The sequence below is a fragment of the Pseudomonas sp. LBUM1659 genome (assembly GCF_059716045.1).
The window spans coordinates 3,893,981-3,907,683 of record NZ_CP166797.1 but is presented as its reverse complement, the minus strand read 5'-3'; the positions used below and the strand labels follow the sequence as shown (position 1 = coordinate 3,907,683).

Annotated in this window: 14 protein-coding genes and 1 pseudogene; 7 read left to right on the top strand and 8 right to left on the bottom strand. The window is 59.6% G+C overall.

The features are described from left to right. The first annotated feature begins 5 nt into the window (after nucleotides 1–5). The gene (locus ACA048_RS17650) at nucleotides 6–704 is read left to right on the top strand and encodes an ABC transporter permease (RefSeq protein ID WP_497625577.1); all 699 of its coding nucleotides are present in this window, start codon (nucleotides 6–8) and stop codon (nucleotides 702–704) included. Continuing rightward, nucleotides 704–1,711, top strand: a complete 1,008-nt coding sequence (locus tag ACA048_RS17645; protein ID WP_497625576.1) for a DMT family transporter — start codon at nucleotides 704–706, stop codon at nucleotides 1,709–1,711. Before ACA048_RS17650 ends, ACA048_RS17645 begins: the two co-directional genes overlap by 1 nt. Here ACA048_RS17645 and ACA048_RS17640 read toward each other — a convergent pair. Next, nucleotides 1,667–2,152: pseudogene (locus tag ACA048_RS17640) on the bottom strand (TetR/AcrR family transcriptional regulator); the annotation flags it as partial. The gene ACA048_RS17645 and the pseudogene ACA048_RS17640 sit on opposite strands and share 45 nt — an antisense overlap. Before the next feature lie 172 nt (nucleotides 2,153–2,324). Here ACA048_RS17640 and ACA048_RS17635 point away from each other — a divergent pair. Further along, nucleotides 2,325–3,341 carry a M14 family metallopeptidase gene (locus ACA048_RS17635; RefSeq protein WP_497629888.1) on the top strand — a complete coding sequence of 339 codons (1,017 nt, stop codon included), beginning with the start codon at nucleotides 2,325–2,327 and terminating at the stop codon, nucleotides 3,339–3,341. A 111-nt stretch (nucleotides 3,342–3,452) separates the two neighbouring features. Beyond that, a complete protein-coding gene (locus tag ACA048_RS17630) occupies nucleotides 3,453–3,833 on the top strand; it encodes a RidA family protein (protein ID WP_223520350.1) in 381 nt (126 codons plus the stop codon). A 48-nt stretch (nucleotides 3,834–3,881) separates the two neighbouring features. On the opposite strand, the gene ACA048_RS17625 is transcribed toward ACA048_RS17630, so the two are convergent. After that, nucleotides 3,882–5,594, bottom strand: coding sequence for an amidase (locus tag ACA048_RS17625; RefSeq protein ID WP_497625575.1), 1,713 nt, complete (start codon nucleotides 5,592–5,594; stop codon nucleotides 3,882–3,884). A gap of 277 nt (nucleotides 5,595–5,871) precedes the next feature. Between ACA048_RS17625 and ACA048_RS17620 the strand changes: the two genes are divergently transcribed. Continuing rightward, a complete protein-coding gene (locus ACA048_RS17620) occupies nucleotides 5,872–6,294 on the top strand; it encodes a DUF1801 domain-containing protein (RefSeq protein WP_497625574.1) in 423 nt (140 codons plus the stop codon). A gap of 149 nt (nucleotides 6,295–6,443) precedes the next feature. On the opposite strand, the gene ACA048_RS17615 is transcribed toward ACA048_RS17620, so the two are convergent. Continuing rightward, nucleotides 6,444–6,770 (bottom strand): DUF7693 family protein, encoded by a 327-nt coding sequence (locus tag ACA048_RS17615; RefSeq protein ID WP_497625573.1) that lies wholly within the window; start codon nucleotides 6,768–6,770, stop codon nucleotides 6,444–6,446. Between the two features lie 139 nt (nucleotides 6,771–6,909). On the opposite strand from ACA048_RS17615, the gene ACA048_RS17610 reads away from it, so the two are divergent. Further along, nucleotides 6,910–7,302: a c-type cytochrome gene (locus ACA048_RS17610; protein WP_497625572.1), complete on the top strand. Its 393-nt coding sequence runs from the start codon at nucleotides 6,910–6,912 to the stop codon at nucleotides 7,300–7,302. Between the two features lie 189 nt (nucleotides 7,303–7,491). Here the strand turns inward: ACA048_RS17610 and ACA048_RS17605 are convergent, their stop codons facing one another. Then, a complete protein-coding gene (locus tag ACA048_RS17605; protein ID WP_497629887.1) occupies nucleotides 7,492–9,660 on the bottom strand; it encodes a TonB-dependent siderophore receptor in 2,169 nt (722 codons plus the stop codon). Nucleotides 9,661–10,061: 401 nt separating this feature from the next. On the opposite strand from ACA048_RS17605, the gene ACA048_RS17600 reads away from it, so the two are divergent. After that, a complete protein-coding gene (locus ACA048_RS17600) occupies nucleotides 10,062–10,934 on the top strand; it encodes a DNA/RNA non-specific endonuclease (protein ID WP_497625571.1) in 873 nt (290 codons plus the stop codon). Nucleotides 10,935–11,047: 113 nt separating this feature from the next. On the opposite strand, the gene ACA048_RS17595 is transcribed toward ACA048_RS17600, so the two are convergent. The 4 genes from ACA048_RS17595 to ACA048_RS17580 form a co-directional block, all read right to left on the bottom strand. Beyond that, nucleotides 11,048–11,608: a lipid-binding SYLF domain-containing protein gene (locus ACA048_RS17595; RefSeq protein WP_497625570.1), complete on the bottom strand. Its 561-nt coding sequence runs from the start codon at nucleotides 11,606–11,608 to the stop codon at nucleotides 11,048–11,050. A 223-nt stretch (nucleotides 11,609–11,831) separates the two neighbouring features. Next, entirely contained in the window at nucleotides 11,832–12,134 is a 303-nt protein-coding gene (locus ACA048_RS17590) for a hypothetical protein (protein WP_497625569.1), read from the bottom strand. 64 nt (nucleotides 12,135–12,198) lie between these two features. Next, on the bottom strand, nucleotides 12,199–12,690 hold the full coding sequence (locus ACA048_RS17585; protein ID WP_497625568.1) for a hypothetical protein: 492 nt from the start codon (nucleotides 12,688–12,690) through the stop codon (nucleotides 12,199–12,201). Further along, entirely contained in the window at nucleotides 12,683–13,567 is an 885-nt protein-coding gene (locus tag ACA048_RS17580) for a winged helix-turn-helix domain-containing protein (protein WP_497625567.1), read from the bottom strand. The genes ACA048_RS17585 and ACA048_RS17580 overlap by 8 nt, the downstream gene beginning before the upstream one ends. Nucleotides 13,568–13,703: the final 136 nt, after the last annotated feature.

The following is a 13,703-nucleotide window of genomic DNA, read 5'->3' as shown; positions in this document are numbered from 1 at the left end:
ATGAAATGATTCCAGCGTGGATAGTTGAATACGCGGCGCTGTTGGGCCGGGGGCTGCAAACAACCATCACCATCCTGTTGATTTCCAGCGTGCTGGGTTTCGCGCTCGCGGTGCTGGTGGCGCTGGCGCGGATCTCGAAGAACAGAGTGATCGCCAAGGTCAGCCTGTTTTACACCAGCGTGACACGCGGTACGCCGCTGCTGATCCAGATCTACATTTTCTACTACGGCCTGGGCAGCCTGTTTGCGCAGTTCCCGTTGATTCGCAGCAGTTTCCTCTGGCCGTACCTGCGGGACGGTTATTGGTACATCGTGTTTGCCTTGGTGGTGTCGGTGGGCGCCTATGTCGGCGAAGTGATTCGCGGTGGCCTGCTGGCGGTGCCCAAAGGTGAGATGGAAGCGGCTTCGGCGTTTGGCATGACCCCGCGCCAGTCGTTGTTACGAGTGCGTTTACCCCGAGCGCTGCGCCTGTTGTTGCCGACACTCGCCGGTGAGACCGTGATGCTGCTGAAGTCCACGGCACTGGCGTCGACGATTGCGATTATCGACCTGCTGGGCGCTGCCAACGTGGTGCGGGCCCAGACGCTGCAAGTGTATGAACCCTTGCTGTTGGTGGCTGGCGTCTATGTCTGCCTGACGTTTCTGATCGAAGCGCTGTTTGCCTTTGCCGAACGGCGCGGTACGCCCGTGCGCAGGTCGATGTAATGAACGCGCCACGGATCGTCGACCGGTCGTTGCAAGGCATCGGCCTGTGCACCTTGGGTTATACGTTCCTGGCGTTGCAGGATGCCGCCATCAAGTGGTTGGTGGCGGATTATTCAGTGGTCAGCATTCTATTCTGGCGCGCCCTCGTGGTGGTGCTGGCTTGTCTGCTGGTGGGGCGCTTGCGCCTGGTCCAGCGCGCGTGGCGTTCGCCGAGTCGCCGTTTGCTGGTGGTGCGCGGATTGTTGTCGATAGTCGCTTGGGTGCTGTATTACACGGCGGCCCGGGACCTGACCCTGGCGGAGATGACCACGCTGTATTTCTCCGCGCCGATCATGGTCACCGTACTGGCGGCGGTGATTCTCAAGGAGCGCGCCAGCGCGTGGCAGTGGTTCAGCCTGATCATCGGTTTTGTCGGCGTGATCATTGCCTGTCGTCCCAGCAACATGGCCGATCCGGTGCCGGTGGTCCTGACGCTGTTGGCGGCGATGTGCTGGGCGTTCACCTACATCCAGTTGCGCCAAGTGGATGAGCAGACGTCAGTGCTGGAGCAGATGTTGATCACCAACGTGGTGTTTGTCATTTGCATGACGGTGGCGTTGCCCTGGACCTACACCCCAGCGCCGACCCCGGCCTGGCTGGGGATGCTCGGCGCCGGGCTGGTCGGCGGTATCGGTCAGTTTCTGTTGTTCGCCAGTTTTCAGCGGGCCACCGCAACGTTGTTGGCGCCGTTCGAATACACCGGGCTGATCTGGGCATTCCTGCTGTCGAGCCTTATCTGGGGCACGCTGATGGACGTGTCGCTGATGGTCGGTGCCGGGCTGATCGCGGTCAGCGGCACCCTGGCGATGATCTTCGGGCGTCACCCATCACAAGACGTCGTCGGTGCTGAATGCTCCGTGTCGCAGCCCCTTTATCCAGCAACGACAGATGTGGAGGCCGTTGGCGGGGCTGAAGGTTTCGGGGTTCAGGCACCACTCGATCCAGAGTCCGTCGAGCATCGCCGATAAACCGATGGCGGCCAGGCGCGTGTCGTGGATCACGAACCCTTCGCTGACCGCCATGTCATCCAGCAATTGGCGGAGCAGGTCGAGGTAGGCGCGATAGCTTTTTTCGTGGGACTGGCTGACGTGTTCGGAGTGCCGGATCAGGCTCCAGAACACCACCCAGACCCCGAGTAATTGCGGGTCCATGACCCGAGGCGAGAAGGAGCCTGTGAGGAACGCGTCCATCTTTTGCGCAGGCGTGCCGGCTTGCTGGATTTCCTGGAGCAGGGCGGTGGTCAGTTCGCTGGCGATCTTTTGGTAGGTGTCGGCAATCAACGCATCGATGCTGCCGAAATGGTGATTGAGCAACCCTACGGACACCCCGGCCTCGGTGGCGATGCGGCGCACGGAAATGCCGGCGTGACCATCGCGTACCAGGCAGCGCAGAGTGGCGGCCACCAGCATTTCGCGACGCTCATCGGGTTCAGCGCGGCGGTTTTTTGCAGGAGCAGTTGTCACACGGGAGTCCTTGGGTGTGTTGCCTGGTTGGCGAGCTTAGTTGAACGTGCGTTCAATCTCCAGTTTCGGCCATGGCAATGTTTTGTTTTTGACGTTCGTGACGCGGGAGAACAAGCAGATGGCGCAGGATGTTTCGTTCAGTGTTCGCAACAATAACGGCGACCCGGTGCAGGTCAGTGCCTGGCGCTTCGAGGGCAATGACAGCGGGCCGAAAGTGCATTTGCAGGCCGGGGTACATGCCGATGAAATCGCCGGGATGCTGGTGCTGCATCTGCTGATGCAAAAGCTTGAGGTCGCCGAGGCCCACGGTAGGCTCAACGGCCGTGTGACGGTGGTGCCGCAAGCCAATCCGCTGGGCATCGGGCAGTTTCGCCAAGGGCGAATTCTCGGTCGTTTTCACGACGCCACCGGGCATAACTTCAACCGCTCGTTCGACCAGTCGGCCGCCATGGCCCAACCGTCGACCAATGTTCAGGAATGGCAAAAAAAACTGGTGCAACTGGCGGCCTCTGCGGATGTGATGCTCGACCTGCACACCGATGACGAGGCGTTGCCCTACCTCTACGTTCACCGCCGTTTCTGGCCCCGTGGCCGCGAGCTGGCCGCCGCGATGAAGATGGACGTGGCGATCATCTGGGATGACGGCGGCGATGGCTCCTTTGAAGAAACCATCATCGTGCCGTGGCTGCGCGATGGGGTCACCGACCAGCACATGGCCGCGACGCTGGAGCTGCGTGGGCAGGGCGATGTCAGTGACCGGTTTGCCGAGCAGGACGCCGAAGGGTTGTACGCTTGGCTGTGCGGTTGCGGAGTTATTGATGAGGCGCTGGCGCCCGCTGACTGGCCCGTCGAAGCCATGGAAATGGGCCACATGGAAACCCTTCTGGCGCCGCAGCCCGGCGTGCTGATCTTTGAAAAAGAGCTGGGCGATTTCGTCGAGGAAGGGCAGCGATTTGCGCGGATTCTGCGACGCCCGGGTGATCCGTCTTCCGAAGTGGTGTTGGTCGCTGAGCAAGCGGGGCGCATGGTGACCCGCTATCGGGATCGGCTGGTGTCGCAGGGCATGGTAGTGGCGAAATTCACCGGCAGCCGGGTTTCGCGCAACTGGAGTGGCGGGTTGCTGGACCCGAACTAGGTGATCGCACAAAATTTCTCGATTCGATCATGAACAGCATTACGCCGTGGGCGTTGTAAACTGCGCGCCTGATACGCGACAGCCCCTTATCACCTCAAGCATGAGATCCCCATGGCCAACCAAGACATCACGTTCACCCCAGATCCAGACCAGGATTCCATCTCCTCCGACGTTGCCGGTTTCGGCGGCCTGCTGGTCTCCACGCAGATTCCCACTCGCGCTGACGGCAGTCTGGAGTTGGGTGGCATCGTCGAGCAGAGCGAATGCACGCTGCAAGCGCTCAAAGTCGCACTGGAGCGCGCCGGCAGTTCGATGGATCGGGTGTTGCACCTGACCATCTACCTCACCGACATGGCCGACCGTGCCGCATTCAACGAAGTCTATAAGCGTTTCTTCGCCAAGCCGTGGCCGGTTCGCGCCGCTGTGGGCGTGGCCGCTCTGGCGGTCGAAGGCATGCGTGTGGAAGTCACCGCGATGGCGGCCAAGGGCTAAATCGTTGAGCGGGATTGGAGCCTGCACAGCCCCAATCCCGCTCGATGTTTACTGCTGGTCAGGCAGCGGCGGGGTACGCGGCGGGATCAAGCGTTTCGACCCGGTCGCTTCAAATGCCGAGGCCAGGCGCAGCAGCGACGAATCGTCATAGGCGCGACCGGCGAAGGTCAGCCCGACGGGCATGCCGATGTCCGGCATCACACCCATCGGCACGGTGACCGTGGGCACGCCCAGGTGGCGGATGGCGAGGTTGCCATTGGCGACCCAGATGCCGTTGCTCCACGCGATGTCCGCAGACGCCGGATCGACATCGGCGTTTGCCGGACCGACATCGGCGACCGTCGGGAACAGCACCGCATCGAGCCCCAAGCGATCCATCCACTCCTCAAGATCGATACGCCGCGTGTGTTCAAGCCCTCGCAAACCATCAGGCACCGTGGTGATCTCGTTCCACTGCGTGATGCCGCGCTCGGCCATCCGCACATATTCGTCCATGCCGGCCGCAAGGTCGCCCTCGCGGTTGGGAAGCGTGCCGGGGTCGTGGGGGAAAATCAGCGGTCCGTCGACGTCGACCAGGCGGTTCAACTTCGGATCGCCATTGGCCTGAAGGAAGTCATCGAACGCCCAAGCCGTCAGGTCCCACAACTCATGGTGAAGGAACTCTTTGGATACGATGCCGCGATTGAACACGGTCGGCGCTCCCGGACGGTCGCCTTCGCAATTGGAAACCAGCGGAAAGTCGACTTCGACCACTTCCGCGCCGGCCGCTTCGAGCGCCTGGCGAGCCGCTTCCCACAGACCGATCACCGAGTCGCGGGTGTTGATTCGCTGCCCCGTCGGCCCGCCGATACCCGGCGCCTCGCTGGTGCCTGCCTCGAGGTCTTTGTTGATGTACATGCGCGGTACGCCGAAACGCTTGCCGGCGAGAGCCTCGGGTTGCGCGGCCAGTTCATGATAGGAGGCAGGACGGACCGAGGTGACACTCGGAATCGGCACCCAGGGTTGCATCCGCCACAAATCGCCGCGTGTGTCCGGGTCTTCGGCCACCACCACGTCGAGCACCTCCAGCAGGTCTGCCATGGTTCTGGCAAACGGCACGACCACGTCCATGGTCGGCGTCAACGGCCAGTTGCCGCGCACCGAAATCACCCCGCGCGAGGGCGTATAGGCGCACAAACCATTGTTCGAGGCAGGACCGCGTCCACTCGACCAGGTTTCTTCCGCAAGGCCGAACGCGGCGAAACTGGCGGCGGTTGCCGTGCCGGCACCGTTGGAGGAACCCGAGGCGAACGGCGCGGTGAGGTAGTCCGCGTTGTACGGGCTCTCGGCGCGGCCATAGACCCCGCGCTGCATGCCGCCGTTGGCCATGGGCGGCATGTTGGTCTTGCCCAGGCAGATAGCGCCGGCGCCACGCAGGCGTTCGATGGTGAACGCATCGCGATAAGCAATCAGGTGGGCGAAGGCGGGGCTTCCGGACGCAGCGGTCAGCCCCTTCACCAGATAACTGTCCTTGGCCGTGTAGGGGATGCCATCGAGCGGCCCCAGCGTCTCGCCTTTGGCCCGACGGGTATCGGACGCTTGCGCTTCGTTGAGCGCGTCGGGGTTGCGAACCACGACCGCGTTGAGGGCGGTAGGGGTGTCGGCACCGTCGTAGGCATTGATCCTGGCGAGATAAGCCTGCACCAGCTCGACCGCCGTTGTCTGGCCGGATTCGAGCGCAGCACGCAGTTGCGCAATGGAAACCTCAGTGACCTCAATCATGCTGTTACCGCCGGCTGCTGATGGGAGACGTGGGATTCAGGGGCATCACTTATCTGAAAATGGGTGTTCATATCGATTCTCGTTGCACTGCATTACGCGACAGGGGCTGGACGGGTGACCTGAGCGTTGCATTTTGGCATTAAGCCGGGAGCAGAGGAAACGTTGTCCGCGGTGCGAGCCTGATGTGGGCGCCGTCAGTCAGTGACACTCGAGCATAAGGCGAGCGACAACTATCATGAGGCGGGTCAAAACCCTCATGAAGAAGGTGATCACTCTGATGAAAAAGGACACGACGTCTGCAGAGGCGCAAGTCGCGGCCTCGCAACAAATAGACGCGAGAATCAAGGCGCTGGATGATTGGCAGGGCGAGATGCTCGGTCACATCCGAACGTTGATCCGCCAGGCCGACCCCGACGTTATCGAGGAATGGAAGTGGCGGGGCGTACCGGTGTGGTCTCACGCCGGCATCCTCTGCACCGGAGAAACGTACAAGAGCGTCGTCAAAATGACCTTCGCCCAGGGCGCCTCGCTGGAGGACCCTTCAGGTTTGTTCAATGCCAGTCTTGAGGGCAACACCCGACGAGCCATTGATGTGCATGAGGGTGAAACGCTGGATGACAAAGCGTTGAAGGCGTTGATTGGTGCCGCCGTGGCGCTCAACCTGTCGCGGGCGGCGGCTCGGCGTAAACCGGCCAAGTGATCCAGCAGAATGCGCAGAACCCTTCCGGTTGCCGGGTACAGCCTGGTTTAGCCCAATTGCTGTTCATTTAAAGAGCGAGACAATCCGTAGCAGCCGGACGCAGGCTTCGCCAGCTGCTACGAGGTTCGCGATGGCTTAACTGATCGGCATCACGGTTTAACGGGCTTTTCCATCGGTGGCGTTTGCCCGGTCAGCAGCCGCTCAATCTGCGCCAGCTTCCATGCGCTGAGAAAACTGACTGGGTCGGTGCCGTAACGTTGCCAGCTGTCGAGATCACCCTCGCGGCCGTCGGGGCTGCGGCAGCGTTGGCAGTGGCGCACATGGGCGCCATCGACGTCGAGAGTTAGCTGCCAGCCCTCGATGTCGACCTGCACCTGGCCGGGCCCGGTGGGTTTGTCGAGGCGCCGCAAAGGGTGAATGCCCAGGGCGGCGTCGCGCAATGTCTGGTAAACCTCGCGGGCGGTCAGCGGGGGCACAGGTGTCTCCAGTGAGATGTTTGTCAGGCGCCGATGCGTCGGGCTACGAAGACAGCCATTCTTTACGTAGACTTTTGCGTCTGCAAGTAGGCGCCCATTGATTCACTCGTGCCTGGCTCTACACATTCGGGAACAGAACATGAAGCAATCCGCCGTATTCATCACCCTCACCTGTCTTCTCAATGCAGGTTTGTTCAGCCTCCCGGCACACGCGGCCGGCGATGCGGAAGCGGGTGCGACACTGTTCAAACGGATCTGCGGGGGTTGCCACCAGGTTGGGGAATCGGCACGGGGTTCATTTGGTCCGCAGCTCAATGGCATCTTTGGACGACATTCGGGCAGCACTACGGATTATCAGTATTCCGACGCGATGAAATCCGCCGGTATCGTCTGGACTCGCGAAACACTGACCGCCTACCTCGAAGCACCGAAAGCAGTGGTCCCCGGCACCCGCATGATTTTCTGGGGGCTCAGCGATCCGGAAAAGATCGACAACCTGCTGGCTTACCTGCAGACCTTTCAGTCGCAGTAGCGATTTGCTGCTCCAAGCAAACCTTCATTTCTCTTTTCCGAGTTGAGTAATAAGTGTACATCCCGGCGTTGTTCATTCAAGAATCGCGCAGTCGCTTCTAATCTGATTTTCCGAACTTTTGTGTTTTCTGCGTCGTGTTCACCTGGGGGTTGGGGGGTAGCACAGAGCAGCGCCACCCCACCTGGTAGCTTAGAAGCGGTACTTCGCGGAAGCAGTAAGGCTACGCGGTGCACCGTACGTCAGGGCACCGAAGGCATCGAAGATGTCGAAGTACTTCTCATCGGTGACGTTGTTCGCATTCACCTGAGCCGAGAGGTTTTCGGTGATCTCGTAGCGAGCCATCAGGTTGACCAGCGCATAGGCATCCTGCTGGATCTTCTCGGAGTTGCCTGCCGGGTTGATGGCGTAGGTGTAGATCGAGTCTTGCCAGTTAACCCCGCCGCCAATGGTCAGCTTGTTGAAAGCCCCTGGCAGACGGTAGGCGGTAAACGTTCGCAGCAGCTTGGTCGGGTACAGGGTGTTGACGTCGTCGCCGTTGGCATCGTCGACCTTGAACTGGGTGTAACCCACTGTTGCATTCCAGTCCGTAGCGAGCTCGCCGGACACTTCCAGCTCGAAGCCCTTGCTGGTTGCGCCTTCACTGGCCTCGAACGCGAAGCCGCCGACGGGGTTCGAAGGATCGATCAGCACGCCCGTGTTCTGGCCCAGGTTTTCCTGGTTGATCTGGAAAATCGCAGCGGAGGCGTTCAAACGGCCACCGAAGTACGCACCCTTGAGACCGATTTCCTTGTTCTCGCCAACGATGGGCTCCAATTGCTGGCCACTGCTGTCGCGTACCGACTGCGGCAGGAAGATTTCCGTGTAGCTGGCATAGGCCGAGAGGTTTTCGGTGAGGTCGTAGACGACGCCTGCATAGGGGGTCAGCTCATGATCGACATCGGTCTTGCTGACTTCTGAAAAGATGTCATCACTGGTCTTCTCGTACCAGCTCTCACGCGCGCCAAGAATCACTTTCAAATCGTCGGTCACGTTCAAGCGGGTGGCTGCGTATAGCCCTTTCTGCCGGGTCTCGCTGTAGCCATAATCTGTCCTCGGGCCCCAAATCGGCTCGGGGAAATGGCCGTTGTAGGCATCGAAATTGGCAACACCCTCAAAGCCTGTTTGCGCGTCGAGTGAATCGGCGTCGAATTTCTGCTTGCTGTCCACATAACCAAAGGCCAATTCGTGCTGGCGACCCAACAGCGAGAACGGGCCATTGACGCGGATGCCGTAGTCGTCCTGGGTGGTCTTGGTCTTGTAGGTCGCCGGGAACGAAGACATAGGGGCGCTACCGTTCTGCCCTGGGTTGCCTGAGAGGTACAGCAGGGAAGAATCGCCGGTGCGCTCGCCACGGTTGTAGCTGAGATTGACTTGCCAGTCGTTGGCAAAGGTGTGATCGAGATTGACGAAGTAGGTATCGAAGGTGGTGTCCCACTTGCTCCAATTGGCGGAGGTTGTCTTCGAGCGGCTCCAGTTGGTGCGGCTGCCATCTGCGTACCACACTGGCAGACCGCCCCACATCGGCGAGTCGGCGTTGTTTTCTTGATGGCTCAAACCGAACCAGAGCGTGGTGTCGGGAGTCAGGTCGATATCCATGGTGCCGTAGAGGGTTTGGCGCTTGTTCGAGTTCATATGGATCCACGTGTCACCGTCGTTGGTCTCACCGACCAACCGCGCGCGAATAGTGCCTTCCTCGTTCAGCGCAGTGGACACATCGGCTAGCGCTCCATAGGTGTCCCACGTGCCGCCGCTCAGTTCTACCGAACCCTTCAGATCAGTACTGTAAGCGCGCTTGCGCACCATATTAATGGACGCGGAAGGATCGCCGGCACCGGTCATCAAACCGTTGGCGCCGCGTACTATTTCAACGCGGTCATACATGGCCAGGCTGCTGAAAATCTCCCCTGAACTCCATGGCTGTTCAAAGATGGTGGGCACGCCATCGATCATTAGCGAGTTGAGTTCAAAGCCACGGGCGTTGAATTGCGCCCGGCTTGTTTCGTAGCGGTTGACCGACACACCGGTGGCATTGTTGACCACGTCGAGGATCGTCTGCAGATCCTGGTCCTGTATGCGCTGTTGGGTGACGACGCTGACCGACTGCGGCGTGTCTCGCAGTGACATGTCAAATGGCGTGGCCGTGCGTGCAGCGTCAGTCGTGTATGAATGGGTGCCTTCGGTGACGCAGAGGCGTTCACCCGTGGCGGTCTCCGTGATAGCGATAGGAGCCAAGGTCAAAGAGCTGCCCGTCTCGGTCTGCTCAGTCTGTTCCGCCGCCTGCACCCAGGGCGCAGCGAAGGCTGTACCGGCTGCAAGCATGTGCACTGCGAGAGCCAAAGGGCGCAGTGCCAAAGGCGCGCGCGGCGTAACGGAGTTTTTTGAACACTGGAGGAGTGGGGCGGTCATGCGAACTCACATTTGATTAGGTATTGTTTGAGAATAACTATCATACGCAAATGTGATTGATTGCCAAACACTGATTTCGAATTGGCGAGTAGAATGCAGCCGCCGCTCAGCACTAATGGGATTTGCGATGGTCAATAAACCCCGCATGAGCGTCAGCGCTCATACGTTCGGCGCCAACCGGATCCGCCCCGGTATTTTGATCAAGGACAGTGAAAGCATGTACCCCGCCCTATAACCAGCAACCGCCTGCATCTGGTTCCGTGAATCGGGACCGCCGTACGTTTACCTCTAAATCCCATTCGAAGATCTAACGCATGTACCTACGCAAAATTGCAGTTGGGCTGTCGGCCCTTGTTTTGCTCTCGACCGGGGCAGAAGCCCGTAGCCTGCTGGATTTCATCAAGCCGCCCACCCAGCAACAGGCACCAGTGTCCCGCTCGGGCTCGATCAGCCAGAACGCGGCGCTGGACCTTTATTCAAACAAGCAGAAGCAGGCATCGTTCGACGGCTGTACAGATCTGTTCCCGGGAGCCAAACCGATCAACGTGGCCACTGTGCCTGCAACCATGAACCCCTTGGCCCTGTGTTCGGACCACTTCGCGGTGCTGTACTCGCAAACCAGCAAGACGCCACTGGTAGTAGTCGAGCGTCTTAATGCCGCCCAGCTTCAAGATGCCAAAGGGGAGGAGCGCACCAACCAGTTCTATCCGGACCCACGCATTCCCAAGCGTGGACGGGCAGAGTTGAGCGACTACCGTAGCCAACACCCGGCGGTGGACCGCGGCCATCAATCCCCGGCAGCCGATGCACCGAACCCCAATGCAATGGCCCAATCCTTCGCGCTGTCAAACATGGTGCCGCAAGATCCCACCAACAACCGGAAGATCTGGAGCAAGGTCGAGTCTGACGTCAGGAAGTTCGCCAAGCGCGCCGAGGGCAATGTTTATGTCTTTACCGGTCCGCTGTTTGACCCGGGCCACACCACCATTGGCGACAACAAGGTCTGGGTGCCGACGCGCCTGTTCAAGCTGGTCTACGACGCATCGTCCCAGCGTGCCTGGGCGTACGTGCTACCCAACGCAGAAACCCGTATCGAGAGACCGATGGACTATGACGCTTTCGTGAAAACCACGGGGCTCAAGTTGCTGGGTAACCTACCGGTCACAGGTTCCGTGGGCCGCACTTGATGGCTTCCACTTAATGGGCTGCACCCCAAAGGTTGGAGGCAACCGATGGGGTGATTCATGCTTGGCCGATTTCTGCCTGTTACGTTGGGCAGAAACCGACCTGACGGCCGCTTTTAGCGTTTGATCAGGGAAATTTTCGAGCCCTCGATGCTGACCCCAGCCATTAACCCTTGCTGGTCGAAGATGAATGCATATGCGTCGTCTTTCAGCGTCGAGCTGGACAGGTTCTTCGCAATCCCTTCATTCACGACAACCACGGTTGGCCCTACGCCAACTTCCCAACCCTTGGTTTCAGCTATGTATTTCAGCGCTTTATCATTCATCAGAAATACTGCATAGCCATAGGACTGGGCGCCCGCCTGTAGCCCCCATGACCCGCTGACGGAGTTGTAATAGTCCACGACGGTCGTACCCTTCATTAATACGCCTTCGCCATAGCTGCCGCCGAATACCAGGCCCGCCTTGATGATTTTCGGGAAGACCAGCACCGCCTTGGCTTTTTGCGAGATGGATTTGGCTGCCGGATTGGCCTTGTAGAGCATATCCAATGCTTGCTGAGATTCTTTGTTCAGATCCTCTGCGGTGGCCGCACCGGCACTGTTCAGGAGGCTCGTCGAGGCCAATGTTGCTGTCGCGAGGAAGATCGATAGAAAGAAGCGCATTGATTGAGTCATTTCCGTACTCCGAGAGGGGAGCATTGGATGAGAGCAGCAGTCAGCGCCTGCGTGAGACGGGAACTGAACCTACTGAAGTTATCCGGCGCACCCTGAAATGTGTGGATCGCAAGCGTCGCGCTTGAATGCAGAAAGCCCAAGGCCACTGATCAAGGGCAATGCCATCAGTTGTTGTGACCACTGTGGAACGGCCGGGTTCGTCGTCAGAGCCTGCTTTCTACCCCTATTGATTTTTGCACTCCGCCAACACCACTTTGCAGGTCTTCGGCGTACCCCCGGAGCGGCCGGCATAGCGAATGCAATTATCCAGGGATTTTTTGCGAGCGATGTTCAGGGTGGAGCCCCAGGCCAGGCCGCCCTCGCCGGCGGTGGGTAGCGCTTTTGCATAGCAATTGGAGCCTATGCTTGAGGTCGAATAGCGATTCTTGGAAGTTTTGCCTGAACATCCCGCTGTCAGCGCGAAGCTGATGGCAAGCAGGGAGGGGAGGACCCATGACCAGCAGTGGCGCGCTGTTTTTTTGGTCATCCCGTTTCCCCTATATCAAGAGATTAGGCGTGTTTGTGGTCCTGAACGATGGCGTTCGCCGGTGTCATCGTTTACTGCACAAAATGAACATGTCATTACCATCATCGAACAGGTAACGCGTCTCGGACAACGGTCGCATCCAGTAACTCTGGCTGCTGTCCGGGCGGAAAATATACAGGCCCAGTGTGTTCGCCAGTTCAGGAATCGTGCTATCCGTTTCGCCTTTGGCGCTGCGCTCGACATTGACCTGCAAGCGGTGCCCCTGTTGTTGCACCCGAAAAGCGCTGTTGCGGCGCAGGGTATCTGATTTCGACCCGGAGTCGGCATCGATCAATTGGGCCACCATGCGCAAATGGCTGAGCCCGCTGGGCCTCAAATCCAGTCTGAAACGCGTCGTCAGCCATGAAGGGTGCGATGGGGATGGCACTTGATGTGCGCTCTCTCCGGAGCACCAAAGGTCCTTTTGCTCACCCGACAGTCGCCCCAGGGCCACACCCAGCAGGCCAACGAGTACGAAGGCCAGGCACCAACCCGCGTTTGCGGCACGTCTAGTCATGTTGTTGTACGCCAATGCAGCGACTACTCGCCGTTTCCAGTTCGCCATCGCAAAGAATCTGATCTGCCCCGCGACGCGACGGTAACAGGTACAGGTGGATGTTTTGCGCCGAAATGCCCAGATGCTCCGCCAGTTTCCGGCTTTGCTGAACCATCCGCTTGAGGTGTTCCACCTCCGGGGGGTGTGCCTCTTGAGCGGACAAATGCACATGCACGTCATCCATCGTTACCGGCGCGTCGAACGCTGGCGGTACCACCTCAAGAGTCGGTGCCAGCCAGATTTTTCCCAGTAGAAATGCCAATACGCCCCAAAGGGGCAGTGCGAGCCACAGCACCCAACGCCTTGGTAACTTTATCGGGTGCTTTGGCAGAGCCCCTGAATCCGGATCGGCTGACAGCGGCATTGCCTTGATTGATGGCGGTTCGACGGGGGCATCCTCGGCATCGGCCACGGTCGATACAGGAGACGTAGCAGGGGCGGGCGCCTCGCTGCCAGGCTCAGCCGCACACGGGGCAGACGCCGCATTCGCAGCGGCTGGCAACTCCTCGACTCTCACGCCATCGGCGAGCTTGTAACCTATGCGTGGCAAGGTCTGGATGAATTCGCGATCGGGCTGCAGTTTCTCCAGCGCCAGGCGCAATTGCCGGACAACCTGGGCCAGGCTGTTGTCGGTCACTTCCAGGCCGTATTGCCCCCAGGCCCCGGCCATCAGTTCGCGCTTGCGCACCACCTCCCCACCCGACCTGAGCAGCATGGCCAGGCAGCGGCTGGCGATTGCACCTATGCGCAAAGGCTCCTCATTGGCGGCTTCAACGCGAAACAACAGGAAGTTGTTCTCGTCGAATACCAAGTGTTCATCAATTAGCAGTTGACCCATGTCGACCATCTGTATGAGGCAAAAAGGTAAGTCGAAGACGTGTCGTCGACCTCTAGAGTTAAGCGGTCATTCTTGGCTTTGGCCAACAGCGTCGTTACTGGAACAGCCGACCGGTTCTCATCGATGTTACGCAATG